Below are 25,708 nucleotides of genomic sequence, written 5' to 3'. Positions count from 1 at the left end.
CGATGGCCTCTTCCCCTCTCCAGAGCCTGACCGGGCGGCTCCGCAACCGGCGGCTGGCGCGAGTGTTCGCGCTGGCCGACCAGGGGTTCCAGGGGTTGGGGAGCATCGCCGCCAGCGCGATCCTCGGCCGGCACCTCGCCCCCGACGCGTTCGGCGCGGTCGGCGTCGCGATCGGCGCCTATTATTTCGTCGCGGGCTTCCACCGCTCGCTCATCACCCTGCCGTACGTCACCGAGCATCGCGAGCATGGCGATGCCGCCGATGACCGCCGCTACCATTCCGACTGGTGGTGGCTGAACGTCGCCGCCGCGCTGGTGCTCGCGGTCGGGCTGGTCGCGATTGCGGCGCTGGTGCAGGTCGCGCTGCCCGCGCAACGCTGGCTCGCCGAGCCGCTGCTGCTCGGCGCCGGGATCACCCCCCCGCTGCTCGCCGCCGATTTCGTCCGCCGCTGGTTCTACAAGCAGGAGCGCGCGTGGCTCGCGGCGCTCGTCTCCGCACTGTTCTTCGTCGTGCTGATCGGCGGCGCGCTGGTCGCCGCAGCCACCCGCCCCGATGCGGTGGCAGGCGCGCTGGCGTGGGGGGTGTCAGCGACGCTCGCGACCGTGTTCGCGCTCCTGCTGCTCCGCCCCGCCGCCCCGGCGGCCGCGCGCGCGTGGCAGCGCTTCGCCCCGCACGGCCGCTTCGCCGGCTGGCTGGCGCTCAACATCTTCCCGTACACCGTCTACAGCACCGCCACGGTCGTGATCCTGATCGGCGCATTGCTCGGGCCGGGCGCGGCGGCGGTGTTCACCGCGGCGCGCACGCTCACCAACCCGGCGGTCAGCATCGTCTCGGCGATCGATTCGACCGACAAGCCGCGCGCCGCCGCCGCGCTCGCCAAAGACGGCGGTCCCGGCCTGCGCCGCGCGATCGGCAACACCCGCCGCACGCTGATCCTGCTCACCGGCGGCTATCTCGCGCTCATCGCGCTGTTCGCGCATCCGCTGATCGCGCTGGTCTTCCACGGCCAGTACGCCGGGGTCGAACGGAATGTGCAGCTGCTGTGCGCCGCCTTCTTCCTGTTCTGCCTCAACCAGCCGTCGGAAACGCTGCTGATCGTGCTGCGCGCCAGCCGCACGATGTTCGTCACCCGCGCCGCGACCGCGCTGGTGACGCTCGCCGCGCTGGTGCTGGCGATTCCGCACGGCATCGCCGGCATGGCGATCGCGATCGCGGTCAGCCAGCTCGCCAATATCGTGCTGCTCACCCTTGCCGAGCGCCACGCCCTCACCCGCCTCGCGCTGTCGGAGCCAATGGCATGACGATCCGCTTTTCCGTCGTGGTGCTCACCTACGCCCGCGACCAGATCCTCGCCGACACGCTGACCCGGCTCCACGAATGCCTCGGACCACGCGACGATTACGAACTGATCCTGGTCGACAACAATGCCGACCGCGGCACGCGCGAGACGCTGCTCGATCCTTTCCCGCACCGCCAGTATCTGTTCTCGGGGTTCAACAAGGGCGTCCACGCGCGCAACGACGGTTTCGACGCGGCGCGCGGCGAGATCGTGGTGCTGCTCGACGACGATGTGCTGGTCGAGACGCCGGCGATGCTCGACCTGTTCGCGGCGCGCTTCGACGCGGACGACCGGCTCGGCGCGATCACGGTCCGCAAGCACGTCCGCGGCGAGACGCGCCGCCGCGTCGACCTGATCCCGCACACCCGCAAGGACGTCGACCTGACGAGCACCTTCCTCACCTTCCGCTTCGTCGGTGGGTGCGTCGCGTTCCGCACTGCCTGCCTGCGCGAGGTCGGCGGCTTCCTGCCCGACTTCTTCTACGGACTGGAGGAGATCGAGCTGTCGTACCGGATCATCGATGCCGGCTGGCGAATCCGCTACGATCCCGCGATCAGTTGCGAGGAGCTGGAGCATCCCGCCGGGCGCGACGCGAAAAAACGCGTCCAGACGCAGCGGCTGGCGAACAAATACATCATCAGCTACCTTCGAATGCCTTTCCCGGAGGTGCTGGTGAACGCCGCGCTCTTCACGCCCTATCTGCTGATGCGCCAGCGCGGCCAGGCCAGTGTCACCGGCGCGGTGCGCAAGTTCCTCGACTGGCGCAAACGCAGCGACCGGCCGCAGCGCAAGGCGATCTCGCGCCAGACTGCGGCCTATATCCGCGAATGCGGCGGCTCGGTGTGGAAATGATCGTGCGCGTCGCGCTGCTCGCGGCGGCGATCTGGGCCGGCTGGTCGGCGACCCCGAATGGCGGCGGCACGCTCGACCGGTCGCGGCTGCAGCCCGCCTTTGCCGAGGAGTTCGATCGCGCGCCCGATTTCTGGCACGCCGAAAAGAACCCAAAGGGGCGCTGGAAGACCAATTACTGGTTCGGCGTTCAGCCGACCCGCGCCGACAAGGGCTGGGAGCCGCGCACGCTCGTCCCCAACGGCGAGCTGGAATATTATGGCGACCCCGCCGAGGGCATGTCCGCGTTCGAATGGAAACCGGGCGTGCTGACGATCGCCGCGCGCCCTAACCCGTATCGCGCCGATCCGGTCACCCACCATTTGCCGTATCTGTCGGGGCTCATCACCACCGAGCGCTCGTTCCACTTCACCTACGGCTATGTCGAGGCGCGGATCGCCTTCCCGTCGGGCAAGGGCATCTGGCCGGCGTTCTGGCTGCTCCCCGTCCCGGCGGTGAAGGACGGCAAGCCGCAACAACCCGGGCCGACTGAGATCGACGTCTTCGAATCGATCGGTGAGCCCGGCAAACTCTATTTCACCTACTTCCCGAACCTGCCCGACAACCAGAAGAAGGGCGACGGAATGCCGTGGCAGAGCGGCACCGACCTGTCGCAATTCCACACCTATGGCATGATGGTGACCCCCAAAGAGCTGATCTGGTATTTCGACGACCGGCCGGTGCGCCGCGTCGCGAACAAGGATTACCACCAGCCGCTCTACCTGCTCCTCAACCTCGCGATCGGCGGCAACTGGCCGGGCGCGCCGCGGGCGGATCAGAAATGGCCGGCGCGGATGAAGATCGACTGGGTGCGCGGCTACCGGATCGCGGGACAGTGACCGCCGTCTCGCGCCTCGGGCTGGGCGGCAGCAAGTTCGGCTCGTTCGCCAACCCCGCCCCCGCCGCCGACAGTGAGCGGCTGGTCCGCACCGCGCTCGACCTCGGCGTCACCGTGCTCGATACCGCCAGCATCTATGGCCAGGGCGATAGCGAGCGGATCATCGGCCGCGCGATCGCTGGACGGCGCGACACGGCGTTCGTCGTCACCAAGGGCGGGCAGACCTTCTCCGCCAAATACCGGCTGCTGCGCACCGCCAAGCCGCTGATCCGCGCGGTGCTCGCGCGGCGCGGCGGCGCGGGCAACGCCGTCACCGCGCAGCGCGCCGATGCGATCAGCGCCGACTGGCGGCCGCGCACGATCGTCGCCAGCCTCGAGGCATCGCTGAAGCGGCTGCGCACCGATCGCGTCGAGGCTTTCCTGCTCCATAGCCCGCCTGCGCATGTCGCTGCCGACGCCGAACTGGCGCTGGCGCTCGTCGCCGCACGCGCCAGCGGCAAGGCGCTCAGGATCGGCGTGTCGTGCGACGATCTCGCCACGCTCGACGCCGCACTCGACCAGCCCGGCTATGACGTGCTGGAGCTGCCGTGGGACGTGCTCACCGCGCTCGGCAGGCGCGCCGACACGATCCGCGCGCGCGGGCATCTGGTGCTCGCGCGCGAGGTGGTGACGCTGCAACCCGGGCTCACCCCGGCGCAGGCGGTGGCGCGCGCGATCGCGCATCCCGCCGTCGATTGCACCGTGGTCGGCACCGGCAAGCCCGAGCATCTGCGCGCGCTCGCCGCGATCGCACGCGGGTCGGCGCGATGATCGTCGACGCGCGCCGCGCCGCGCTGCCCGAGCGGATCGAGGCCGATCTGGTGATCGTCGGCGCCGGCCCGGCCGGGATCACGCTGGCGCTGACCTTGGAAGATGCCGGCTGGAACGTCGTGCTGGTCGAGGCCGGCGGCGACAAATTCGACAAGGCCGGGCAGGATTTCCTGCGCGCGCAGTCGGTCTCCCCCTCCTCGCACTCGCCCGGCGAGATGTACCGCCGTCGCCAGTTCGGCGGCACCAGCGCGGTGTGGGGCGGGCGCTGCATCCCGTTCGATCCCGTAGATTTCGAAACGCGCGACTGGATGCCCGCCGCGCGCTGGCCGATCCGGCATGACGACATCGCGCGCTTCTACCCGCATGCAATGGCGCTCGCCGAGGCCGGCGCGCTCGACGTCACCGCCGCCGCCGCCGACCCGCGCGAGGCCGACCCCGCGCTCCCCGGCACCGGCGACGACGCGATCACCGAGCGCGTCGAGCGCTTCAGCCACCCGACCGATTTCGGCGGCTGGTATCGCAAGCGGCTCGCCGCCGCACCGCGGCTGCGCGTCCTCACCAACGCCCCCGTTGACCAGATCCTCACCGCCGACGACGGCGCAGTCGCCAGCGGCGTCCGCCTCCGCCTTCCCGATGGCGCGAAGGTCACGGTCGCCGCGCCGCGCATCGTCATAGCCGCGGGCGGGATCGAAACCGCGCGGCTGCTGCTCGCCAGCGACGAGGCGCGCGCCTGCGGGCTCGGCAACGAGCATGATCTGGTCGGGCGCTATTACCAATGCCATCTGGAGGGCACGCTCGGCACGATCGCCTTCCACCCGCCCGCCGGGCACGACCGCTTCGACTATTTCCGCTCGCACGATGGCGTCTATTGCCGCCGCTATCTGTGGCTGTCGCCGGAGGCGCAGCGGCGCGAGCGTCTGGCCAACATGGTGCTGCGCCCCGCGCATCCCAGCATCGTCGATCCCGCGCATCGCCATCCGGTGCTGTCGGCGATGTATCTTGCCAAGAACATGATTGTCCCCGAATATGCGCGCAAGATGACCGCGCTGGAGCATGACGCGCGTGCGCGACGCGGCGGCTCGTCGGCGTCCTTCCATGCCGCGCATTTCCGCAACGTGCTGCGCGGCGCGCCGCGGCTGGCGGGGTTTGCGCTCGACTGGACGCGCCGCCGCATCCTTGCGCAGCGCAAACTGCCCAGCGTGCTGCTCGCCGAACCGCGCGGCGTCTATCCGCTCGACCTCAATGGCGAACAGGAGCCGTATCGCGACAGCCGCGTGATGCTCGGGAACGAGCGCGATGCCGTCGGCATGCGCCGCGCGATCATTGACTGGCGCTGCACCGCCGCCGATCGCGAACGCATGATCGCGGGCGTGCGCGTGATCGCGGCGGCGGTGAACCGCAGCGGTGCCGCGACGATCATGCTCCCGGACGAAGAGGCACAGGCGTGGAGCGATCATCCCGTTCCGGTCGGCGGCCACCATATCGGCACCGCGCGGATGGCAGAGACCGCGACCGATGGCGTCTGCGACGCCAATGCCGAGCTGTTCGGCACGCGCGGCGTGTTCATCGCGGGCGCGGCGAGCTTCCCGACCTCCAGCTTCGCCAATCCGACGCTGACGCTGCTCGCACAGACGCTGCGGCTGGCGGAGCATCTGCGTCGTAACGGCTGACCCGCCGTTCCAAAGCGGGACAGGCGGACAAGTGTCGCACGATCGTCGCGCAACCGTCATGGCTGCGTAACAGCGAAGGGTCAGGCGCATGGTTAACAGGAGATTAACCCGATGCGCCGCTTCGCCTTGCTCGCTACCGCCGCCGCCACGCTCGCCCTCGCGCCGTCATCGGCGGGCGCCGTCACGCTGATCTCGTCCTTCTCGGTCGACAACGGCACGGATCTGTCGGGCTTCGCCAATGTCGGTGACAATCGGTTCGGCGGCTTCGGGTCGGACCTCAGCTACGACGCGAGCACCGGCACTTTCTGGAGCACCACCGATCGCGGGCCGGGCGGCGGCGTCCTGTCGTACGCCCCGCGGCTGCAGGGCTTCACGCTCGACATCGATGCCGGCGGCAAGATCAACGGCTTCAACCTGACCAACACCGTCCTCTACCGTGACGGTGCCAACACGTATAACGGCCTCAACCCGCAGTTGCTGAACGGCAGCGTCGCCGATCTCGGCCGCTCGCTCGATCCCGAAGGGCTGGCACGGCTGCCCAACGGCAATTTCCTGGTGTCCGACGAATATGGCCCGTCGGTCTACGAATTCCGCACCGACGGCCAGTTCGTCCGCGCGTTCGAGGTGCCGTCGAACCTCGTGCCGCGCGACGGCAACGGCGGCGTCGATTACGTCGGGGGTGCGGGCGCGATCGTTACCGGCCGCCAGGACAATCGCGGCTTCGAAGGGCTGACCGTCAGCAAGGACGGCAAGACCGCTTACGCGATCCTGCAGGATCCGTTGGTCAACGAAGGTCGCGCGCCCGACGGTTCGGCAAACGGCGTCTACAGCCGCAACACCCGCATCGTCGAATTCGACGTCGCGAGCGGCAAGCAGACCAAGCAATATGTCTATCAGCTCGATTCGGTCGACGACATCAACAAGGGCATCACCAAGGGCACGTTCGACGCCGACAAGCAGGGCCGCTCGATCGGCGTCTCCTCGCTCCAGGCGGTCGGCGACAACAAGCTGCTGGTGCTGGAACGCGACAATCGCGGCTTCGGCGTCGACGATCCCAACGGCAAGAAGCAGGTCGGCGACAAGCGCGTCTATGAGATCGACCTGACCAACGCCACCGACGTCAAGGATGTCAGCCTGGCTGCCACCAACGATCTGCCCGCCGGCGTCACCGCGGTGAGCAAGGCCTCGACCCCGTTCCTCGACATCGCCGCCGCGCTGAAGGCGGCGGGCTACCCGATCCCCGAGAAGATCGAGGGCTTCGCATTCGGTCCGCGGCTGGCGGACGGCAGCTACACGCTGATCGTCGTCACCGATAACGACTATTCGGTCACCCAGTCGGGCAGCGGCGAGCAGTTCGACGTCTGCACCAGCGGCGTCGCGGGGAAGGGCAGCACCGAACAGGTCAAGCTCGGTGCGGCCTGCCCGGCGGGGATGAAGCTGATCCCGAACACGGTCTACAGCTTCAAGGTGAGCGCGGCCGAATATGCCAAGCTGACCGGCGCGGTGCCCGAGCCGCAGACCTGGGCGATGATGCTCACCGGCTTCGGCGTGGTCGGCGCGGCGATGCGCCGCCGCCGCAAGCCGCTCCGCCGCGCGCTCGTCTGACGATCGCCGCCCCGGGGCTTGACCCCGGGGCGCATTCCAAGCGCCCTCCCAGTCGGTTCGCGCCGAGCCTGTCGAAGCACATGCCGCGCACCCGGCCTTTCGACACGCTCAGGGCGGATGGGACTTGAGCTATCGCCGCCGGTCGGGCAGCACCCGGTCGACCCATGCGCCCAGCCGACCGTGCGACCACGCCACCGCACGATACACCGCCAGCACGCGCCGCGCCCATCCGGTATAAAGCCCCGGCCGCCCGGTGCGCAGCGCCACCCGCGCGATCCGGTGGCTGTCGCGCGCGATCATGTAGCGCATCCGATACACCAGCTTGCGCCGCACCGGCAGCGCCGCCGAGGGCGCAACGCGCTTGACCGGCCGCACCGCCTCCCCCCCGCGTGCCCACGTCAACCGATACGCCAGCCCCTCGCGACGATGCCGAAACCCCGCCGCCTGCGTCTGCTCGACGAACGCCGCATCGACCTCGCTTAGCGCCAGCCGCCCGTCCGCCACCGCCCCCGCGATCATCGCATGGATCTCCGGCGAGCGCGCGATCACGACATTGGTGCCGCGCCCGTCCGACGAATAGGGCTCCACCCACGCATCGCCGAACGCGACATCGGCCGTTTCGGCGACGACATCGTCGCACCAGTCGCACGCTGGGTTCTGGAAGAAGCCCGCGCCCCAGTCGCCATCGGCCAGATGCCACCAATCCTCGGCGCGCGCGCTGCCGTCATCGAGCGTCAGATGCGCGCGATACCAATTGGCGGGTCGGCTGGCGTCCTTGATCCGGTAATCGACGCTCCGCACCCGCGCGATTGGCGTCGCCAATTGCCACGCGAAACTGTCGACCAGTCGTGCGCTCTTCTGATGCCCGCAGAATAGCCCCAGCAGATGCGTCACCCGCTCCGCGATCACCGGATCGGTGCGCCGCAACAGGTTGAGCGCCTTGATGAAGCACGGCACTGCCACCACCGCATAGCGCCCCGGCGTCGCGCGGATCGCCGCAATCACGGCCGACAGCTCGACCGGATAGTAACGCGACTTGGCGCCCCCCGCGATCTCGTCAACGTCCCGCGACAGCCGGTACGAGAAGAACCGCCCGTCCGCCTGCGGATCGGCGACCGGCGCGACATGCGCCACCGCATCGACCGCGCCGGTGCGCAGCAATTCCGCCGCGACCCAGCTCACCATCCCGCCCGAGCTGCCGTTGGCGCGAACGCCACCCTCCGCGACATGCCCGACCCAGGTCGATTCGAACCGTCCGAGCAGCGCGCTGCGCGCCGCCGCCGCCGGAAAGCGCTCGGCGGCCAGCACATCCTCGTTCGCCGCGACCGGCGAGAACGGGCAGCGCGCCGCAAAGTCCGCGCCGCCTAGTGTGCCCCGCTCCGGCTTCCACAGCCCGTCGCGATCCATCCGCATCGCCGCGGCGCAGCCACCGCAGCCGATGCACAGCCCTGCGTCGACGATATCGTCGGGTCGCAGCGCCTCAACCAAGCGCCGCACCCAGGAAGGCGGTCGATTGCGCGCGCAATTCGGCGATCCGCTCTCCGATCCGCGCCTCGTGCGGCGTGGTCAGCATGGTGTCGTAGAACCCGTCGGCGGTCTCCGGCGCGACGATATGCCGCCCGGCATCCAGCGCCGCCGCCAGATCGCGCACCTTGTTGAACCGGTAAGAGGACGGCGCCGTCACGAACGGCGTCCCGTGCACCAGCGCGAAGACGCAGCCGTGGAAGAAATTGGTGACCAGCGCGCTTGCCCCCGCCACGCGCTCGGCAAAGGCGTCCGGCCCGGCATCGATCTCCTGCGTATCGGCCCAGTCGTTGCGATAACCGATGCTGTGCAGCCGCACGTCGTGCCGCGCCGCCCAGCGTCGCATCGCCTGCGCCAGCCAGTCCGGAAAGCCGTGGCCGTAGACCAGCGCATAGCGGTCGCCGTCCGGCGTCCCGCGCGGCACGCGCTCGCCGAATTGCAGCACCGGATCGAGCACCAGCGGCGGCGTCACGCTTAACGCGCCACCGACCAGCGCCTGCGCATTGGCATCGCGCACCGAGATCGCGGTGAACCGCCGCAGCCGTTCCACCCACGCGTCCCCGATCCCGTCGGCCGCGTCATGGTTCCCGAAACTGGCGGCATAGGACACCAGCCGCGGCGCCGCGACGCCCTCGCCGAAGAACAGCGGCACGCCCGCATACCAGGGATGCCGGAAATTCCAGACCTCGTCGCTGCCGACCACCACCGCGTCCAGCGCCGACGCGGCGCCCGGATCGTCGATCGCGAACGTCGCGGAGCGCGGCAGTTCCTCGATCGCGGTGACGAACTTGCGCGCCTTGGCCTTGTACGCCGGCAGGTCCGCCGCCCGCGTCCGCTCGGGCAGGGTCGGCTGCAACGCGCACCGCCACTCCGCCTGCACCACCGCGTCGCTGTGGTGGTCGAGCAGGCGCGCATCATGCCCCAAGGCACGCAGCCCTTCGACCAGGCAACGCGCCTGCCAATAGGATCCATAATTGATGCAACGGTGAAAGGTCAGGACGCCGACCTGCGCGGGTGATTCGGTCATTACGGTGACAATCTTTTCGAAACGGCGCGGTTCCAGACGCTTGGGTCCGCCGGGGCAATGACGCTTTATCAACTTATCTGTGTTAACGTCGGGGCATGGAAATCGTGTACCTCTACAAGTCGCTGATCGATATCATCGTCGAACACAGCGGGTCGGCGGAATTGCTACACGTCCACGCGGGGCTCGCGATCTATCTTCTCGCGCTCATGGTGGTCCGGCAACGCCGCGGCGGTTTTCTGGCTTTGCAATGCGTGCTCGCCGCCGAACTGGCGAACGAGACGATGGACTGGCTCGCCGCCAGCCCGAAATGGACGTGGGGCGACACGATTTCAGACTTTGTTCTCACCATGATGTGGCCGACGGCGATCACCGTGGTGATCGCATGGCGCCGTCGACGCTGGCAGAAGACGATTGCCACGCTCGCACGCCCCGCCCCGATTTCGGCAAGGTCAAGCGGCGCTGCACCGATTGCAACCACCTGAACGCTTGCCAGACGGGCGGTCGAGTCGCTAGCGGGCAAGGCTGGGATGCCGCCCGGGGGGCGGTTCATTCAAGGGAGCGACCGTCTTGCGCATTACCATGATCGGTTCGGGCTATGTCGGCCTGGTTTCAGGCACATGCTTTGCCGACTTCGGCCATGACGTGATCTGCGTCGACAAGGACAAGGGCAAGATCGACCGGCTGCTCGCCGGCAAGATGCCGATCTACGAGCCCGGTCTCGAGGATCTGGTCGCGCGCAACGTGGCGGCGGGCCGGCTGAAGTTCACCACCGACCTGAAGGAAGCGGTCGCGGGGGCGGACGCGGTGTTCATCGGCGTCGGCACGCCGACCCGTCGTGGCGACGGCCATGCCGACCTGTCCTACGTCTACGCCGCCGCCAAGGAAATCGGCGAGGCGCTGACCGGCTATACCGTGATCGTCACCAAGTCGACCGTTCCGGTCGGCACCGGCGACGAAGTCGAGCGGATCATCCGCGAGGCCGCGCCGAACGCCGAATTCGGCGTCGTCTCGAACCCGGAATTCCTGCGCGAAGGCGCGGCGATCGACGACTTCAAGCGTCCCGACCGAATCGTGATCGGCTCTGAGGACGATCGCGCGACCGAGGTGATGCGCCAGGTCTATCGGCCTTTGTATCTCAACGCCGCACCGATCCTCGTCACCGCGCGCCGCACCGCCGAGCTGATCAAATACGCGGGCAATGCGTTCCTCGCGACCAAGATCACCTTCATCAACGAGATCGCGGACCTGTGCGAGAAGGTCGGCGCCGACGTGAAGGACGTCAGCCGCGGGATCGGGCTCGACAATCGCATCGGCTCGAAGTTCCTGCATGCCGGGCCGGGCTATGGCGGGTCGTGTTTCCCCAAGGACACGCTGGCGTTGCTGAAGACCAGCCAGGACTATGACGCGCCGCAGCGGATCGTCGAGGCGGTCGTGGCCGTCAACGACAACCGTAAGCGTGCGATGGGCCGCAAGATCGTCCATGCGATGGGCGACGACGTCCGCGGCAAGACGATCGCGGTGCTGGGCCTGACCTTTAAGCCGAACACCGACGATATGCGCGATTCGCCTGCCATCGCGGTGATCCAGGCGCTGCAGGACGCCGGTGCGAAGGTGAAGGCGTTCGACCCCGAGGGCACCGAACAGGCCAAGCTGGTGCTGGAGAACGTCGACTATTGCGACGGCCCGTATCAGGCGATCGAGGGCGCCGACGCGCTGGCGATCGTCACCGAATGGGACGAATTCCGCGCGCTCGACCTGCCGCGCGTGAAGTCGCTGCTCAAGGAGCCGATCCTGATCGATCTGCGCAACATCTACACCCCTGCCGAGGTGAAGGCGGCGGGGTTCCAGTACACCAGCATCGGCCGCTGATCGAAGACCGCGGGGCGACGAACCAACGGTCCGTCGCCCCGCTTCTTTTTCGCCACCGTTATTCCCGCAAAGGCGGGGGATCCAGAACCTGCGACGCGCCGGCTCTACCGACAAACCCGCGCGTCTAGAGTCCCGCCTCCGCGGGAACGGCGAGCCGATGGGCAGCCTGGAGCGCCTACCCCGCCGGCAAACACTCCCGCCGCTGATCGACCCGGTCCGCGCCCCCCGGCGCGCGCGTCAGCACGGACAGCGCGCGACACAGCTTTCCGCCATCCGCCTCGGCCTCGCCCGCGACGACGAAGCCGTGCACCTGCCCGGCCGACTCATACCATTCCTGCACCTCGCCGCTGCGCAACGCCGCCGCGATCGCCGCCGCGCGGCTGCCGCTCTCCTGCGGCAAGTCGTCGGCCACGGCCGTCTTCGCCAAGGGCGCCGGCGTTGGGCCCGGCACGATCGGCCGCACCGCGCGCGCCACCACCAACGGCGCCGGGGGCGCGATCACCTGCTGCGGCACCGGCACGCTGACCGAATAGTTCACCGCGCGCACCGGCGGCGCATGGGTCGCGGCCATCGACAGCCCGCCCGCGCTCACCGCCAGCATCACCCCCATGATCCCGGCCGCGCGCCAGCCGCCGCCGGAACGCGCTCGCGCCGGCTCGTAGAAGGGATAATACGGCCCCGGCACCGCGAACCGGCACTCGCGCGTGATCCGCATCGGTCCCAGTTCGATTACCGTGCGTCGGATGATGTCGCGCCCGCCTGTCACCTGCCGCTCTCCTGACCAGCGACCGTCATCGGCCGTCGAGCGTCGCTTGGCAAGCGCGCTCAATTCGCCATCGGGCCGCCGAACAGCAGCCCGAAATAATCACCCTTGTTCCACACCGGCCGCTGTGGCGCATCGGCGATCTCGCGGGCGATCCGGTAATTGGCGTCGACGAAGCGCACCCCCTGATCCCACAGGATCGGCTGCGTCAGGTCGTCGCAGGGCTTGTGGTAGCATGTGCTCATGAACGTCTCGATCGCCGCCTTGCCCGGCCCCTTCTCCCCCGGCCACAGGAACACCGAGGGCACGCCCTTCTGCACGAAGCGATAATGGTCGGAGCGGACGAAGATCGCCTGCTCGGGCATCGGGTCGGGTGACAGGCCGACGCCGATCCCCGCCACCGCGCGCGCGATGATCGGCCCCAGCGTCGAACGGTCACCGCCGAACGCCACCATATCCTCGAACCGATAGGTCAGGATCGGCATGTCCAGGTTCACGTCGGCGACGATGTCGCGGATCGGCACCGTCGGATGGTTCGCGAAATAATCGCTGCCGACCAAACCCTTCTCCTCGGCGGTCACCGCAAGGAACAGGATGCTGCGCTTCGGCGCGGCCGCGGTCTTGAAGCGCTTGGCGGCTTCGATCAGGCTCGCGATCCCGATACCGTCGTCAAGCGCGCCGTTGTAAATCGTGTCGCCGTTCACCGCCGCGCCGACCCCGACGTGATCGAGATGCGCCGACAGCACCACCGTCTCGCGTCCCAGCGCCGGATCGCTGCCCGGGATGATCCCCACGACATTGCTGCTGTCGATCGGGCGATAGCTGGTCGCGCTTGCGATCGACAGCGTTCCCGCCGCCGTCACGGGCCGCACCTTCAGCGTCTGGCGCGCCGCGCCCTTGGCGAGCGCCCGCCACTGCCGTCCGAACACCTTCGCCGCGCCCGCTGGGGACAGCGTTCCCAGCAACGGCGCGCCGCTCGCATTGCCGGTGCCGTCGGGGCGCGCCCAGGTGATCCGCTCCGCGGCATAGCCCTTCGTCACAGACGCGAACGACGGCGCGCCACGCCCGGCCTTGCGCAGATCGGCGATCGCGATCACGCCGACGGCACCATGCTTGGCCGCCGCGCTCTGCCGCGCCGCCGCGCTGCCGAAGGTCGCCGCCACCTCGCTCGGCAGCCCGGCCGGCGCGCCCCCGACATAAGCGACGATCTTGCCGCGCACGTCGACGCCCGCATAATCGTTCAGCCCATATTGCGGCGCTTCCAGCCCATAGCCGACGAACACCACCGGTGCCGCGACCCTGGTCACCTTCGCGGCCGGATTCGCCGCCGGGGTGAAGTCGTTGCCGAACGCCAGCGGCACCGCGGCCCCGCCCGCCGCGGTCCACGACGCATTCCCCTCACCCGCGATCTTGTACCCGGTCAGCGGCACCTTCTGCAGATAGCCGCCATCGTCGCCCATCGGCTTCAGCCCCGCGGCGTAGAATTGCGCGGCGACATATTGCGCGGCGATATCGAACTCGGGCGAGCCGACGTCACGCCCCTTCATCGCGTCCGACGCCAGGAACATCACATGCGCCTTCATCGCCGCCTGATCGGCGGGCAGCGGCGCGTTGAGCGCAGCGTTGCGCGCGGCGGGCGTCGTCTGGGCGAGCGCGGTGGCGGAAAAAGCGAGCAACGGCAGGAAAGCGAACGAACGAAACATGGACACGCCCGGCTGGAAGAGGAAGGATCGCTGACCTTACGGGGGCCGATGGTTGCCGTCGAGACGATCGCGCGGCTTTCGGATGGAACACGGCCCGCGATGTCGTCATAGTCCGCGGCATGGCCGATGCCCGCACCACGCCCGTCACGCCCGCCGCCACGCGCCGCAGCGATTATACCCCGCCCGCCTGGCTGGTGCCGCAGGTCGCGCTCGACTTCGCGCTCGACCCCGTCGCGACGCGCGTCCGCGCCCGCCTCGACGTCACCCGCAACGGCGCGCACGACACCCCGCTGCGGCTCGACGGCGCCGGTCAGGTGCCGCTCTCGGTGACGGTCGACGGGCAAGCGATCAACGACTGGCGGATCGAGGGCGAGCAGCTCGTCGTCCCGCTCCCCGGCGACGCGCATGTCGTCGAGACCGAGGTGGAGATCGCGCCCGACCGCAACACGCAATTGATGGGGCTCTACGCCTCGGGCGGGAATCTGTGCACGCAATGCGAGGCAGAGGGCTTCCGCCGCATTACCTGGTTCCCCGACCGTCCCGACGTGCTCGCAACCTACCGCGTGAGGATGACCGCTGACAAGGCGCGCTTCCCGGTGCTGCTCGCCAACGGCGACCCGATCGCGCAAGGCGACAACGCCGACGGCACGCACTGGGCGGAATGGCACGATCCGTGGCCCAAGCCGTCGTACCTCTTCGCGCTGGTCGCGGGCGATCTCGCGGTCAATCGCGGCACCTTCACCACCCGCTCGGGCCGCGAGGTCCGGCTCGGCATCTGGGTCCGCGCCGGTGATCTGCCCAAGACCGATCATGCACTCGACGCGCTCAAGCTGTCGATGGCGTGGGACGAGCGCGTCTATGGCCGCGAATATGATCTCGACGTGTTCAACATCGTCGCGGTCGACGATTTCAACTTCGGCGCGATGGAGAACAAGGGGCTGAACATCTTCAACAGCCGCTACATCCTCGCCGACCCCGATACCGCGACCGATTACGATTACGATGCGATCGCCGCGGTGGTCGCACACGAATATTTCCACAATTGGTCGGGCAACCGCATCACCTGTCGCGACTGGTTCCAGTTGAGCCTCAAGGAAGGCTTCACCGTCTACCGCGATCAGGGCTTCTCCGCCGATAAGGGCTCGGCCGCGGTCAAACGGATCGAGGACGTGCGCGGCCTGCGCGCCGCGCAGTTCCCGGAGGATGCCGGCCCGCTCGCGCACCCGGTCCGCCCGGAAAGCTATATCGAGATCAGCAACTTCTACACCGCGACCATTTACAACAAGGGCGCGGAGCTGATCCGCATGATGGCGACGATGCTCGGGCCGCAACGCTTCCGCGCCGCCTGCGACCTGTATTTCGACCGCTTCGATGGCACCGCCGCCACCTGCGAGGATTTCGTCGCCTGCATGGAAGAGGCCGGCGGGATCGACCTCACGCAATTCCGCTTGTGGTACAGTCAGGCCGGCACCCCGCGCGTCTCCGCCTCGCTGGTCCACGAACCCGGCAGCGGCCGCGCGACGCTCAACCTCGCGCAGAAGGTGCCCGAAACCCCCGGCCAGCCGATCAAGCAGCCGCAGGTGCTCCCGTTGCGCATCCGGCTGTTCGGCGGCGACACCGGCCAGCCGCTCGGCGAGGAGCAGCTCGTGATCCTCTCCGACGCCAGCGCCAGCGTGACGTTCGAGACGGTGACCGAACGCCCGGTCGTGTCGCTCAACCGCGGCTTCTCCGCGCCGGTGATCGTCGAGAGCGACCGTAGCGCTGCCGACCTCGCGTTCCTCGCGCGCCACGACGACGATGCCTTCGCGCGCTACGAGGCGATGCAGCAATTGATGCTCGACACGCTGATCGCCGCCACCGTCGAGGGCGACGCCGATCCAAGCGCGGTGGTCGCGGCGGTCGCCGACACGCTCGACGACCCGACGCTCGACCGCGCGTTCGTCGCCGAGGCGGTGCTGCTGCCCTCGGAGAATTTCATCGGCGACCAGCTGAGCGTCGTCGATCCCGAGGCGATCTTCCGCGCGCGCGAGGGGCTACGCGCCACGCTCGGCCGCGAACTGGAGCCGCGCTGGCGTACCGCGATCGATCCCGCATTGCGCCGCCCCTACGCCTACACGCCCGAGGACAAGGGCATCCGCCGCCTGCGCAGCGTCGCGCTCGGCTATCTCGCCGCATCCGGTGCAGAGGATGCCGCGGCGCTGGCATGGGCGCAGTTCGAGGCGGCCGACAACATGACCGACCGTCAGGGTGCGCTATCGACGCTGGTGAGCGGTTATTCGCCCGAACGCGAACGCGCGCTCGATCATTTCTATACCCGCTATGCCGACAATGCGCTGGTGCTCGACAAATGGTTCCAGACGCAGGCGCTGTCGTCGCGCGACGACACGCCCGCGCTGGTCGCGGAACTCGCCCAGCATCCCGACTTCACGCTCGCCAACCCCAATCGCGCGCGCGCGCTGGTCGGGGCGTTCGCGGTCAATCAACGCGCCTTCCATGCGGAGGGCGGCGCGGGCTATCGCTGGCTGACCGAGCAATTGCTGGCGCTCGACAAGCTCAACCCGCAAACCTCGGCGCGCCTGCTCCCGCCACTCGGCCGCTGGCGCCGCTTCGATCCGGTGCGCTCGGCCGCGATGCGCGCGGAGCTGGAGCGGATCGTGGGCACGCCGGGGATCAGCAAGGACCTGTTCGAACAGGCATCGAAGAGTCTGGAGGGGTAACAATCTCCCGTCCCCTTCAGGGGAGGGGCTGGGGGTGGGGGACTCAAACTACCTGATCCTACACGGCAAAGGCCAGTCCCCACCCCAACCCCTCCCCTGAAGGGGAGGGGCTAAACCACCTCAGACGGCCGCGGCCAGCTCCACCTTCGCGTCTCGCTCGACGCGACGCTGCTCGGTGCGCCGCGACTGCGCCGCCATCTTCAGCCACGCATCCTCTGATCGCTGGCAGCGTTCGCGAACGTTATCCAGCGTGGTTTCCTGCGCATCGCGGCGGTGTTGCGCGGCGATCGCTTCGAAGCGTTCATATTCCTTGATGACCGACCCCTTTGGCTTGCACGGGCGGCACGCGCACGACCTGCGCCGCCAGTTCGTCGTACAGGTCGCAGACCTCTAGTAACGCATCACTGCCCAGGTGTATCCGCTCGCCCAGCGTAAAGCGCCGCAGCGCCCCGCCGGGCCCGGACCAGCCGACCGTCATGTGGCTGCCGCCGCGCACATCCGCGCGCCGCGCCGCGCCTTGCGTATAGCGGAACGTCGCACGCGCGCGCGCCATGCCGTCCAGCCGCTCGACGCCCCATGATGCCTCGGCGCAGAACGTCACCAGTTTGCTGCCGGTGTTGCGCTGGCGTGCCTGCACCGGCTGCCCGGCATGATCCGCCGCCGCGTCGAGCAGGACGTGCAGCAATCGGTCGAGTTCGCCGATCCAGTTGCCGATCACGCGGGAGCGCACCAGCCGGTCGTTCTCGCCCCAGCATTGGTCCAGCCACGGCTGGCCGATCTGCGTGCGCAGGAACGCGGTCGCCCGCGCCAGCGTCAGCGCGGCCTGATCGCGCGCCGCCGCGCTCACCGCCATGCGCGCCGCGCCCGACGACGCCGCAGCCAGTCGCGCAGCCAGCGGCGCCAGCGCGGCATCACGCCACCTCCGTGCCGGGCCCGAGCGCACGGATCACCGCCTCGACCCGCGCGCACGATTCGACGCTGTCGCCGGCCAGGTGGAGCGGCGTCGCGCCCAACCCTTCGTGGTCGGCGTTGAGGAACGGCAGCGCCGCCGACGCGCCAAGCCGCTCGATCGCCAGCCGCGTCACCTTGCTCTGCCGTTCGGCGCGCTCGGGATCGTAGCGGACGCGCGCGGCGCGGAAGGTGCGCGTCGCGCGCGGCTGTTCGTCGCTCATGCGGCGACGAAGGTCCGGTCGGCGCCCATCTGCGCCTGCACGGTGGCGATCTTCGTCGCGTACCGGCCGGCAAGCTGAACATGCGCCATGCGCGCCTCGCTGCCGCGTGCGGCGGCGGCCATCATCACCGACACCTGATGCCGATGGAAAAGGTAGTTGAGGTCCATGCGCTGGCTCCCGAGTGACAAGCGGGAGCGCGGCGTCTCTCAGCCGTCGGTGCTTGTGGGCAATCTACCGACGATGACGGACCTTAACACGGATCGGCGGCTTAACCTAATCGGCAGCCGGGCCCATCGCCAGCCCGTCGATCAACCGGCGCGGCACCCGCGCCAGCGAGCCGTGCCGCGCGCCCTTCGGCATCGACAGCGCGGGCGTCACGTCGCGCCAGGTCACGAAATCGCGCGTCGCCGCCGCGCCCCAGCGGCCTTCCAGATAGACGTCCCAGTAGCACAGCGTCTCGCCGCGCACCGTCGCGCTCATCGGTCCCTCGACCCACGACGTGGTGAACGGCGCGGAGAGCGTTCCGAACGGCCCGGTCGGCGACGCCGCCGCGATGCTGCGCAGATGCTTGCGCGGCGGATGCAGCGTCTCGTCCTTGACGATCAGATGCAGCGCGCCGCCAGGGCCCTGCGCAAACGTCCCGTCGATCACGCTGAACCCGGGATCGTACAGCACCGCGGGCGCACTGAACGTCGCGAAGTCGCGCGTCGTCACATACCACAGGCGGTGGTTGTAGCCGGTTTCCGACGTCCCCTCGGTCTCCGGGAAGCGCCCCTTCACCGTGCTCGACCAGAACACGACATAACGCCGTGCCTTCGCGTCCCAGATCGCCTCGGGCGCCCAGCAATTGCGCGTGCCCGGCACCGACGCCATCACCGGCAGCGCGCGCTGCGGCGACCAGTGGCGCAGGTCGCGGCTGGTGGCGTGCCCGATCGTCACCCCCTCCCACGCGGTCGTCCACACCAGATGCCATAGCCCGTCCTGCGTCGCATCGCGGAACAGGAACGGGTCGCGCATCAGCTTCGCCTCGCCCACCTCGGGGCGCAGATAGCTCGCGCCGTCGCCCAGATTGCGGAACGCCAGCCCATCGTCGCTGACCGCGAAGCGCAAGCCCGTCGCCTCGTCCGTGCCGGTGCCGAAATAGGCGAACAGCAACGGATCGTCATCCGTTGCCGCCAGCGCCGCCGTGGCGAACGGCACCGCCCCGAACGCGGCAAGGATCACGCGGCGGTCGAGCAGCATCAGCGCACCTTAATCTTATTATTGGTGCCGACCAATGCGACAGATCGTCACCGAGCGCAACCGGTCAGCGAGGGCTACGCATCGCCGCCATCGCGAGGCCGGCGCCCAGCACCGCGCCGCCCCCCGCGCGCTGCGTCCACACCCGCGCCCGCGGGTGCCGCAGCCACCCCGACGCCCGCGATCCCGCCAGCGCGTACAGGCTGTCGCTCACCCCCGCGATCAGCGTGAAGGTCGCGACCAGCACCGCCGCCTGCGGTACGAACGCCGCATCGGCGCGGATGAACTGCGAGGCGAAGGCGACGAAGAACAGGATCGTCTTGGGATGGAAGGTGCCGACCGCGACATTGGTCGCGAACGCCGCGCGTGGGCTCACCGCCCGGCGCGGCGCGTCGTCCGCCCCCGCCGCCGCGCCGCTGCGCACGATCGCCAGCGCCCCGATCGCGATCAGATACGCCGCGCCGATCCACTTCAGGATCGTGAACGCCAGCGCCGACGACGCCAGCACCGCCCCGGCCCCCGCCAGCGAGACGGTCATCGCGATCATGTTGCCGACCGCCATTCCCGCGACCGAGGCCAGCGCGGTGCGCCGCCCCGAACTGAACGCGAAGCCGATGATGCTCGCGACCCCCGGCCCCGGGATGATCGCCATCACCACCGACGCGCCCGCAAATACCAGCCACGCGTGCCAGTCCATGCCTTACCCCGAATTGCGCAACGCGGTCGCGATCGCGTTGATCGACAGCAGGATGCCCTGCCGCACGCGCTCGTCTTCCTCGCCGGCGCGGTGCCGCTTCATCAGCTCGATCTGCAACAGGTTCAGCGGCTCGATATACGGCAGCCGCAGCCGGATCGACGCGTCGAGCGCCGGATGCTTCTCCAGCAGATGCGCCTGCCCGGTCACGTCGAGCAACCCGTCGTGCGTCTGCTGCCAGCCGTCGCGGATCCGGCCGAACACATGGTCGCGCAGCGCCTGGTCCTCGACCAGCCCGGCATAGCGCTCGGCCAGCCCCATGTCGGACTTGGCGAGCACCATCTCCATGTTCGCCAGCGTCGCGGCGAACAATGGCCAGCCCTGCGCCATGTCGCGCAGCAGCGCGCGATCCTCGAACGCGGCGATCGCCTGCCCGACGCCGTACCAGCCCGGCAGCATCACGCGCGCCTGCGCCCAGCTGAACACCCACGGGATCGCGCGCAGATCCTCGATCGCGTCGGACTGCTTCCGGCTCGCCGGGCGGCTGCCGATCTTGAGCCCAGCGATCTCGGCAATCGGCGTCATCTGGCGGAAGAAGGTGCGGAACCCCTCGGTCTCATAGACCAGCCCGCGATAGGCGCGGAAGGCGTCGGCCGACAGCCGGTCCATTGCGCCGGCAAACGTCTCGTTGTCACCGTTCGACAGCGCCTCGGGCTCGAGGCTGGCGATCAGCGTCGCCGACGCCATCGCCTCCAGGTTGGTCGCCGCACTCTCGCGCGTGCCATATTTGCCCGCGATCACCTCGCCCTGTTCGGTGATGCGGATGCGGCCCTGCACCGTCCCCGGCGGCTGCGCGCGGATCGCCGCGAAGCTGCTCCCGCCGCCGCGTCCCACCGCGCCGCCGCGCCCGTGGAACAGCTGCATGCCCACGCCCACCGCATCGAACACCGGCTTCAACGCGGTCGACGCCTTCGACAATTGCCACGTCGAGGTCAGATAGCCGCCGTCCTTGTTGCTGTCCGAATAGCCGATCATCACTTCCTGATGCCCGCGCGCCGTGGCGATCGCGCGCACCTCGGGGATCGCGAACCATTCGCTCATGATCGCCGGCGCGGCCTCGAGATCCTCGATCGTCTCGAACAGCGGCACCGCCATCACCGCCGCGCTCGCCGGAGGGCCGGGGCGATAGAGCCCGACCTCCTTCAGCAGCAGATGCACTTCGAGCAGGTCGGACACCGACTTGGTCATCGACACGATATATTGCCGGATCGCCGCCGCGCCGTAGGTCGCGTGCGCGTCGGCGGCGGCCTGCACGATCGCCAGCTCGCCCGCGGTCTCCTCCGAATAATCGGCGAAGCGCGTCGTCAGCGGGCGCGGCGTCGCCAGCTCCTGCCGCAGCAGCATCACCCGCGCATCCTCGTCCAGCGCGGCATAATCGTCGCACACCCCCGCGACCTTCAGCATCTCCGCGACGACGCGCTCGTGCACCGCACTGTTCTGCCGCAGGTCGAGCGTCGCAAGGTGGAAGCCGAACACGTCGACCGCGCGGATCAACCGCCCGATTGCCCCGCCGCTCCCCAGCAGCCCGTCGCCGCCCGCCGACAGCGGCCGCGCGATCGCGATCAGGTCGGCCCGCAGCGCCTTGGGATCGGCATAAGGCTCGCCCTTCAACTTCCCCGGCCGCGGCGCCGGCTGCCCGGTCAGCTTGGCATAGGTCGCCGCGGTGCGCGCATAGATGCCCGACAAGGCGCGCCGATACGGCTCGTCGCTGCGCGTCTCGGAGGCATCGCCGCTCGCATCCGCCAGCGCCTGCACGCCCGCATCCACCGTCGCGTGATGTGCCGAGATCGACAGTTCCGCGCCCATCGCGTGAAGCTGCTCCAGATAGAAGCCCAGCACCGCCTGCGCCGCCTTGGCGAGCGCGGTGCGCAGCGAATCGGCGGTGACGAACGGATTGCCGTCGCGGTCGCCGCCGATCCAGCTTCCCGGGCGCAGGAACGACGGCACCCGCCCGCCCAGCGCGCGGTCCCAGCGCTGGTACAGCGCGGGCAGCACCGGCAGGAACACGTCGCGCAGATAGCTGAGCGCGGTTTCGACCTCGTCGACCACATACAGCCGCTCGCGCCGCAGCACGCGCGTCTGCCACAACAGCGCCACTTGCCGCACGATCGCCTCGTCGACCAGATCGCCGTCGGGCGTCGTCTCCAGCCCGCGATCGCGCAGCGCCATCAACTGCGCGATGCGGTTGCGGTGGTCGATCATGCTCTTGCGCCGCACCTCGGTCGGGTGCGCGGTCAGCACCGGCGCGACCAGCGCCTGTTCGAGCAGCGCGCGGACGCGATCCACGCCGACCCCGGCATCCTTCAGCCGCGCCAGCGCCGCCGCGACGTCCGCGCCCTCTTCCGCCGCGATCCCCTGCCGGTCCTCGGCGAGATTGGCGAGCATCGAAAACAGCATGAACCCGCGCACGAAATCGAGCGTCTCGTCCAGGTCCAGCGCGCCCAGCTCCGCATCCGCCGACGCCTGGTGGTTGCCGCGATGCCGCTCGACCGAGGCCGATCGGATCGCCTCGGTCCGCTCGTACAACGTCTCCCCGCCATAGGCGCGGATCACATCGCCCAGCACGCGGCCGAGATAGCGGACATCGGGATTGTTCGTGATCGGGGGCAGCGTGCTCATGCGGCCTTGCTGCGCTGCCGCAAGAGCCGGGTCAACGATTGTTTGCTGCCCCGACACGTTCGTAGACGATATTTAGTTGCGCGGCGCGGTCGTATTGGCGGGCTCTTCCGCCGGGGTCGGCAGATCGACCTCCTTCAGCTCGCGTGCGCGCTCGCGCTCGTCGCTGGTCACGGTGCCGTCGTGGTTGATGTCCTGCCCGTCGAACCGCGCCATCATCCACGCGCCCCATTCCTCGTTCGAAATCGCGCCGTCCTTGGTGCGGTCGATCTCGTCGAAACGCGGCAGCAGCCGCTTGGACACTTCGTTGCGGGTCAGCTTGTCGTCGTTGTTGACGTCCAGCCGGCGGAACCGCCGCTCCACCACCCCGCCGAAGTCGAGCCGCGACATCACGAACGGCGGCACGTAATTGGACAGCGCCGCCTGTTCCTCGGGCGACGGCTCCTTGGATTGCGAACATGCGGCAAGCGCCAGCGCGCCTGCGACCACCACCATCACCCGCATGTCCGTCACGTCTCCCTCAAGCGTCCAGCTCAACATCCCAGTAGAGCCAGTCGTGCCACGTCTCATGCAGATAATTGGGCGGAAAGCGACGGCCATGTTCCTGAAGCTGCCAGCTCGTCGGCCGGATCGGCTCGATCGGCAGCGGCATCCCCGCCTGTTTCGGCGTGCGTCCGCCCTTCTTCAGGTTGCACGGCGCGCAGGCGGTGACGACATTCTCCCAGGTCGTCCGCCCGCCCTGCGCGCGCGGCACGACATGGTCGAACGTCAGGTCGCGGACGTGGCTGCCGCAATATTGGCACGCGAAGGTATCGCGCAGGAACAGGTTGAAGCGCGTGAAGGCCGGAAATTGCGACGGCTTCACGAATTGCCGTAGCGCGATCACCGAGGGCAGCCGCATCGTCAGATTGGGGCTGTGCACCTCGCGCTCGTAATGCGCGACGATGTCGACGCGCTCGAGGAACACCGCCTTCACCGCGGTCTGCCACGGCCAGATGCTCAGCGGATAATAGGACAGCGGCGTGTAATCGGCATTCAGCACCAAGGTCGGACAGGAGTCCGGGTGCCGCATCAGGTCGGGATGGAACACGTCAGAACGTCCCCCTTACCTCGCTTGGTCGTGCGGCGTGCTTTCGCGCCGCCGCGTGACGCCATGATGACAGCACCCGCGAGCCGCTTCAAGAGTCAGCGGGATCGACTCTCCGCGCTTCCCTTCTCCCCTCCGTCATTCCCGCGAAGGCGGGAATCCAGACGCGCGGGTTTTCGCAAGAGGCGAGACGTGAGAGGTTCTGGATTCCCGCCTTCGCAGGAAGGACGAAGGGATCGCAGGCGTGACTACACCGCCCCGCTATGCCACCTGTCTCCGCATGACGTCCCACACCGACCGCCTCGCCGCGCTGCGCGCGCAGCTTGCCGCCGCCGCCCTCGACGGCTTCATCGTGCCGCTGACCGACGAGCATATGAGCGAATATGTCGGCAGCTATGCGCAGCGGCTGGCGTGGCTGACCGGCTTCGCCGGCTCGGCGGGCAGCGCGGTGGTGCTGGCGGCGCGCGCCGCGATCTTCACCGACGGGCGCTATACGATCCAGGTCCGCGAACAGGTCGACCCCGCCCACTGGGATTATGTCGGCGTGCCGGAGGACAGCATCGCCGGCTGGCTCGCCGACCACGCTCCCGCCGGCGCGCGGATCGGCTACGACCCGTGGCTCCATCCGCGCGGCGCGATCGACGAATGGCGCGCCGCGCTGGCCGACAAGGACGTGACGCTGGTCGCGGTCGATGCCAACCCGATCGACGCGGTCTGGCGCGACCGCCCCGCCCCTTCCCCCGAGCCGATGCTCGTCCAGCCCGAGGCGCTGGCCGGCGTCGCCTCCGCGGCCAAGCGCGCCGAGGTCGCCGACTGGCTTGGCACGGAAAAGGCCGACGCGTTCGTCGTCGCCGCGCTCGATTCGATCGCCTGGCTGTTCAACGTCCGCGGCGGCGACGTCGATCACACGCCCGTCGCGCTCTCCTATGCGATCGTCCATGCCGACGGCACCGCCGACCTGTTCGTCGCACCCGGAAAGGTCGGCGCGGCGGTGCGCGAGCATCTCGGCAACGCGGTGCGGCTCCACGATCGCACGGATTTCGCCGCGTCGCTCCGGCGCTTCGCCGGCAAGACGGTCGCGATCGATCCGGCGCTGACCGTCGCGGCGATCTTCGACGCGGTCGAGGCCGGCGGCGGGACGACGCTGGCGCGGCGTGACCCGACCGTCGTGCCGCGCGCGTGCAAGAACCCGGTCGAGATCGCCGGCCACCGCGCCGCCTCGCTGCGCGACGGCGCGGCGGTGACGCGCTTCCTGCGCTGGATCGCCGACGCCGCGCCGCACGGCGGCCAGACCGAATTGTCGGCGGCGGCGCAACTGCTGCGCTTTCGCGAGGAAACCGGCGTGCTGCGCGACCTGTCGTTCGACACGATCAGCGCCGCCGGCCCGAACGGCGCGCTGCCGCACTACCGCGTCACCGAGCAATCGAACCGCGCGCTCGAGCCCGGGCAGCTCTACCTGATCGATTCCGGCGGCCAGTATGACGACGGCACCACCGATCTGACCCGCGTCGTCCCGATCGGCCCGCCGACGCCCGAGATGCGCGATCGCTACACCCGCGTGCTCCGGGGACATATTGCGCTTGCCACCGCGGTCTTCCCGCACGGCACCACCGGCGCGCAGCTCGACGCGCTCGCGCGCGGACCCTTGTGGCAGGCCGGGCTCGACTATGCGCACGGCACCGGTCACGGCGTCGGCAGCTTCCTGTCGGTCCACGAAGGCCCGGCGCGGATCGCCAAGCCGAGCTACCCCGGCGCCGGCCCGTCCGAGCCGCTGCGCCCCGGCATGATCCTCTCCAACGAGCCGGGCTATTACAAGGCCGGCGACTACGGCATCCGTATCGAGAACCTGCTGCTGGTCGTGCCGCGCACCATCGCGGGTGGCGAGGCGGAGATGCTGGCATTCGAGACGCTGACTCTGGCACCGCTCGATACCGACCTGATCGACACGGGGCTATTATCGGCGTCGGAGCGACACTGGGTCGACAATTACCATGCTATTGTGGCGCGCGAATTGGCCCCGTTGCTCGACGAAGCGGACCGCAAGTGGCTCGAATCGCGCTGTATGCCGCTCCCGGCGTGACCGGACG

22 protein-coding genes are annotated in these 25,708 nt (G+C 69.2%); 10 read left to right on the top strand and 12 right to left on the bottom strand.

All coding sequences use genetic code 11. The features are described 5' to 3' along the window. Positions 1–2: 2 nt before the first annotated feature. The 6 genes from AADI75_RS00280 (at position 3) to AADI75_RS00255 (ending at position 7,150) form a co-directional block, all read left to right on the top strand. Positions 3–1,301 carry a hypothetical protein gene (locus AADI75_RS00280; protein WP_341207062.1) on the top strand — a complete coding sequence of 433 codons (1,299 nt, stop codon included), beginning with the start codon at positions 3–5 and terminating at the stop codon, positions 1,299–1,301. Continuing rightward, complete coding sequence (locus AADI75_RS00275; RefSeq protein WP_341207061.1) at positions 1,298–2,191, top strand: glycosyltransferase; 894 nt, start codon at positions 1,298–1,300, stop codon at positions 2,189–2,191. The genes AADI75_RS00280 and AADI75_RS00275 overlap by 4 nt, the downstream gene beginning before the upstream one ends. Continuing rightward, positions 2,188–3,066 (top strand): glycoside hydrolase family 16 protein, encoded by an 879-nt coding sequence (locus AADI75_RS00270; RefSeq protein WP_341207060.1) that lies wholly within the window; start codon positions 2,188–2,190, stop codon positions 3,064–3,066. Before AADI75_RS00275 ends, AADI75_RS00270 begins: the two co-directional genes overlap by 4 nt. Further along, positions 3,063–3,875 (top strand): aldo/keto reductase, encoded by an 813-nt coding sequence (locus AADI75_RS00265; RefSeq protein WP_341207059.1) that lies wholly within the window; start codon positions 3,063–3,065, stop codon positions 3,873–3,875. The genes AADI75_RS00270 and AADI75_RS00265 overlap by 4 nt, the downstream gene beginning before the upstream one ends. Further along, complete coding sequence (locus tag AADI75_RS00260; RefSeq protein WP_341207058.1) at positions 3,872–5,545, top strand: FAD-dependent oxidoreductase; 1,674 nt, start codon at positions 3,872–3,874, stop codon at positions 5,543–5,545. The genes AADI75_RS00265 and AADI75_RS00260 overlap by 4 nt, the downstream gene beginning before the upstream one ends. A gap of 111 nt (positions 5,546–5,656) precedes the next feature. After that, on the top strand, positions 5,657–7,150 hold the full coding sequence (locus AADI75_RS00255; protein ID WP_341207057.1) for an esterase-like activity of phytase family protein: 1,494 nt from the start codon (positions 5,657–5,659) through the stop codon (positions 7,148–7,150). A gap of 129 nt (positions 7,151–7,279) precedes the next feature. Here the strand turns inward: AADI75_RS00255 and AADI75_RS00250 are convergent, their stop codons facing one another. Next, positions 7,280–8,647, bottom strand: a complete 1,368-nt coding sequence (locus AADI75_RS00250) for a Coenzyme F420 hydrogenase/dehydrogenase, beta subunit C-terminal domain (RefSeq protein WP_341207056.1) — start codon at positions 8,645–8,647, stop codon at positions 7,280–7,282. Beyond that, a complete protein-coding gene (locus AADI75_RS00245) occupies positions 8,631–9,701 on the bottom strand; it encodes a polysaccharide pyruvyl transferase family protein (RefSeq protein ID WP_341207055.1) in 1,071 nt (356 codons plus the stop codon). Before AADI75_RS00245 ends, AADI75_RS00250 begins: the two co-directional genes overlap by 17 nt. Positions 9,702–9,796: 95 nt before the next feature. Here AADI75_RS00245 and AADI75_RS00240 point away from each other — a divergent pair, with 95 nt between their 5' ends. Next, positions 9,797–10,183 carry a hypothetical protein gene (locus AADI75_RS00240; RefSeq protein ID WP_341207054.1) on the top strand — a complete coding sequence of 129 codons (387 nt, stop codon included), beginning with the start codon at positions 9,797–9,799 and terminating at the stop codon, positions 10,181–10,183. 85 nt (positions 10,184–10,268) lie between these two features. Continuing rightward, positions 10,269–11,570, top strand: a complete 1,302-nt coding sequence (locus AADI75_RS00235; RefSeq protein WP_341207053.1) for a UDP-glucose/GDP-mannose dehydrogenase family protein — start codon at positions 10,269–10,271, stop codon at positions 11,568–11,570. Between the two features lie 175 nt (positions 11,571–11,745). Here AADI75_RS00235 and AADI75_RS00230 read toward each other — a convergent pair whose 3' ends face one another. Together AADI75_RS00230 and AADI75_RS00225 are read right to left on the bottom strand one after the other, a co-directional pair. Further along, positions 11,746–12,399 (bottom strand): hypothetical protein, encoded by a 654-nt coding sequence (locus tag AADI75_RS00230; RefSeq protein ID WP_341207052.1) that lies wholly within the window; start codon positions 12,397–12,399, stop codon positions 11,746–11,748. After that, positions 12,396–14,036, bottom strand: coding sequence for a M28 family peptidase (locus tag AADI75_RS00225; RefSeq protein WP_341207051.1), 1,641 nt, complete (start codon positions 14,034–14,036; stop codon positions 12,396–12,398). Before AADI75_RS00225 ends, AADI75_RS00230 begins: the two co-directional genes overlap by 4 nt. Positions 14,037–14,155: 119 nt before the next feature. Between AADI75_RS00225 and pepN the strand changes: the two genes are divergently transcribed. Then, positions 14,156–16,753: an aminopeptidase N gene (pepN, locus tag AADI75_RS00220; RefSeq protein WP_341207050.1), complete on the top strand. Its 2,598-nt coding sequence runs from the start codon at positions 14,156–14,158 to the stop codon at positions 16,751–16,753. Positions 16,754–17,054: 301 nt separating this feature from the next. Here pepN and AADI75_RS00215 read toward each other — a convergent pair whose 3' ends face one another. The 8 genes from AADI75_RS00215 to AADI75_RS00180 form a co-directional block, all read right to left on the bottom strand. After that, entirely contained in the window at positions 17,055–17,696 is a 642-nt protein-coding gene (locus AADI75_RS00215; protein ID WP_341207049.1) for a hypothetical protein, read from the bottom strand. Further along, complete coding sequence (locus AADI75_RS00210) at positions 17,665–17,925, bottom strand: hypothetical protein (protein WP_341207048.1); 261 nt, start codon at positions 17,923–17,925, stop codon at positions 17,665–17,667. Before AADI75_RS00210 ends, AADI75_RS00215 begins: the two co-directional genes overlap by 32 nt. After that, positions 17,922–18,092, bottom strand: a complete 171-nt coding sequence (locus AADI75_RS00205; RefSeq protein WP_341207047.1) for a hypothetical protein — start codon at positions 18,090–18,092, stop codon at positions 17,922–17,924. Before AADI75_RS00205 ends, AADI75_RS00210 begins: the two co-directional genes overlap by 4 nt. Before the next feature lie 106 nt (positions 18,093–18,198). Next, entirely contained in the window at positions 18,199–19,167 is a 969-nt protein-coding gene (locus tag AADI75_RS00200) for a glycoside hydrolase family 43 protein (protein WP_341207046.1), read from the bottom strand. 64 nt (positions 19,168–19,231) lie between these two features. Then, on the bottom strand, positions 19,232–19,861 hold the full coding sequence (locus tag AADI75_RS00195; protein WP_341207045.1) for a LysE family translocator: 630 nt from the start codon (positions 19,859–19,861) through the stop codon (positions 19,232–19,234). A gap of 3 nt (positions 19,862–19,864) precedes the next feature. Continuing rightward, entirely contained in the window at positions 19,865–22,537 is a 2,673-nt protein-coding gene (gene ppc / locus AADI75_RS00190) for a phosphoenolpyruvate carboxylase (protein WP_341207044.1), read from the bottom strand. Between the two features lie 72 nt (positions 22,538–22,609). Beyond that, complete coding sequence (locus AADI75_RS00185; protein ID WP_341207156.1) at positions 22,610–23,038, bottom strand: hypothetical protein; 429 nt, start codon at positions 23,036–23,038, stop codon at positions 22,610–22,612. Positions 23,039–23,054: 16 nt separating this feature from the next. Further along, positions 23,055–23,624: an HNH endonuclease gene (locus AADI75_RS00180; RefSeq protein WP_335309992.1), complete on the bottom strand. Its 570-nt coding sequence runs from the start codon at positions 23,622–23,624 to the stop codon at positions 23,055–23,057. Between the two features lie 277 nt (positions 23,625–23,901). On the opposite strand from AADI75_RS00180, the gene AADI75_RS00175 reads away from it, so the two are divergent. Then, positions 23,902–25,701 carry an aminopeptidase P family protein gene (locus AADI75_RS00175; protein WP_341207043.1) on the top strand — a complete coding sequence of 600 codons (1,800 nt, stop codon included), beginning with the start codon at positions 23,902–23,904 and terminating at the stop codon, positions 25,699–25,701. Positions 25,702–25,708: the final 7 nt, after the last annotated feature.

The sequence above is a fragment of the uncultured Sphingomonas sp. genome, from assembly GCF_964021865.1.
GTDB lineage: Bacteria > Pseudomonadota > Alphaproteobacteria > Sphingomonadales > Sphingomonadaceae > Sphingomonas.
This window is presented reverse-complemented; position numbering and strand designations above follow the sequence as displayed.

Bases quoted from the DNA above. Each gene is read 5' to 3' on its own strand.
- AADI75_RS00280 (WP_341207062.1), top strand. From the start codon at position 3: ATGGCCTCTTCCCCTCTCCAGAGCCTGACCGGGCGGCTCCGCAACCGG.
- AADI75_RS00275 (WP_341207061.1), top strand. From the start codon at position 1,298: ATGACGATCCGCTTTTCCGTCGTGGTGCTCACCTACGCCCGCGACCAG.
- AADI75_RS00270 (WP_341207060.1), top strand. From the start codon at position 2,188: ATGATCGTGCGCGTCGCGCTGCTCGCGGCGGCGATCTGGGCCGGCTGG.
- AADI75_RS00260 (WP_341207058.1), top strand. From the start codon at position 3,872: ATGATCGTCGACGCGCGCCGCGCCGCGCTGCCCGAGCGGATCGAGGCC.
- AADI75_RS00255 (WP_341207057.1), top strand. From the start codon at position 5,657: ATGCGCCGCTTCGCCTTGCTCGCTACCGCCGCCGCCACGCTCGCCCTC.
- AADI75_RS00245 (WP_341207055.1), bottom strand. From the start codon at position 9,701: ATGACCGAATCACCCGCGCAGGTCGGCGTCCTGACCTTTCACCGTTGC.
- AADI75_RS00240 (WP_341207054.1), top strand. From the start codon at position 9,797: ATGGAAATCGTGTACCTCTACAAGTCGCTGATCGATATCATCGTCGAA.
- AADI75_RS00225 (WP_341207051.1), bottom strand. From the start codon at position 14,036: ATGTTTCGTTCGTTCGCTTTCCTGCCGTTGCTCGCTTTTTCCGCCACC.
- pepN (WP_341207050.1), top strand. From the start codon at position 14,156: ATGGCCGATGCCCGCACCACGCCCGTCACGCCCGCCGCCACGCGCCGC.
- AADI75_RS00210 (WP_341207048.1), bottom strand. From the start codon at position 17,925: ATGAGCGACGAACAGCCGCGCGCGACGCGCACCTTCCGCGCCGCGCGC.
- AADI75_RS00205 (WP_341207047.1), bottom strand. From the start codon at position 18,092: ATGGACCTCAACTACCTTTTCCATCGGCATCAGGTGTCGGTGATGATG.
- AADI75_RS00200 (WP_341207046.1), bottom strand. From the start codon at position 19,167: ATGCTGCTCGACCGCCGCGTGATCCTTGCCGCGTTCGGGGCGGTGCCG.
- AADI75_RS00195 (WP_341207045.1), bottom strand. From the start codon at position 19,861: ATGGACTGGCACGCGTGGCTGGTATTTGCGGGCGCGTCGGTGGTGATG.
- ppc (WP_341207044.1), bottom strand. From the start codon at position 22,537: ATGAGCACGCTGCCCCCGATCACGAACAATCCCGATGTCCGCTATCTC.
- AADI75_RS00185 (WP_341207156.1), bottom strand. From the start codon at position 23,038: ATGCGGGTGATGGTGGTGGTCGCAGGCGCGCTGGCGCTTGCCGCATGT.
- AADI75_RS00175 (WP_341207043.1), top strand. From the start codon at position 23,902: ATGACGTCCCACACCGACCGCCTCGCCGCGCTGCGCGCGCAGCTTGCC.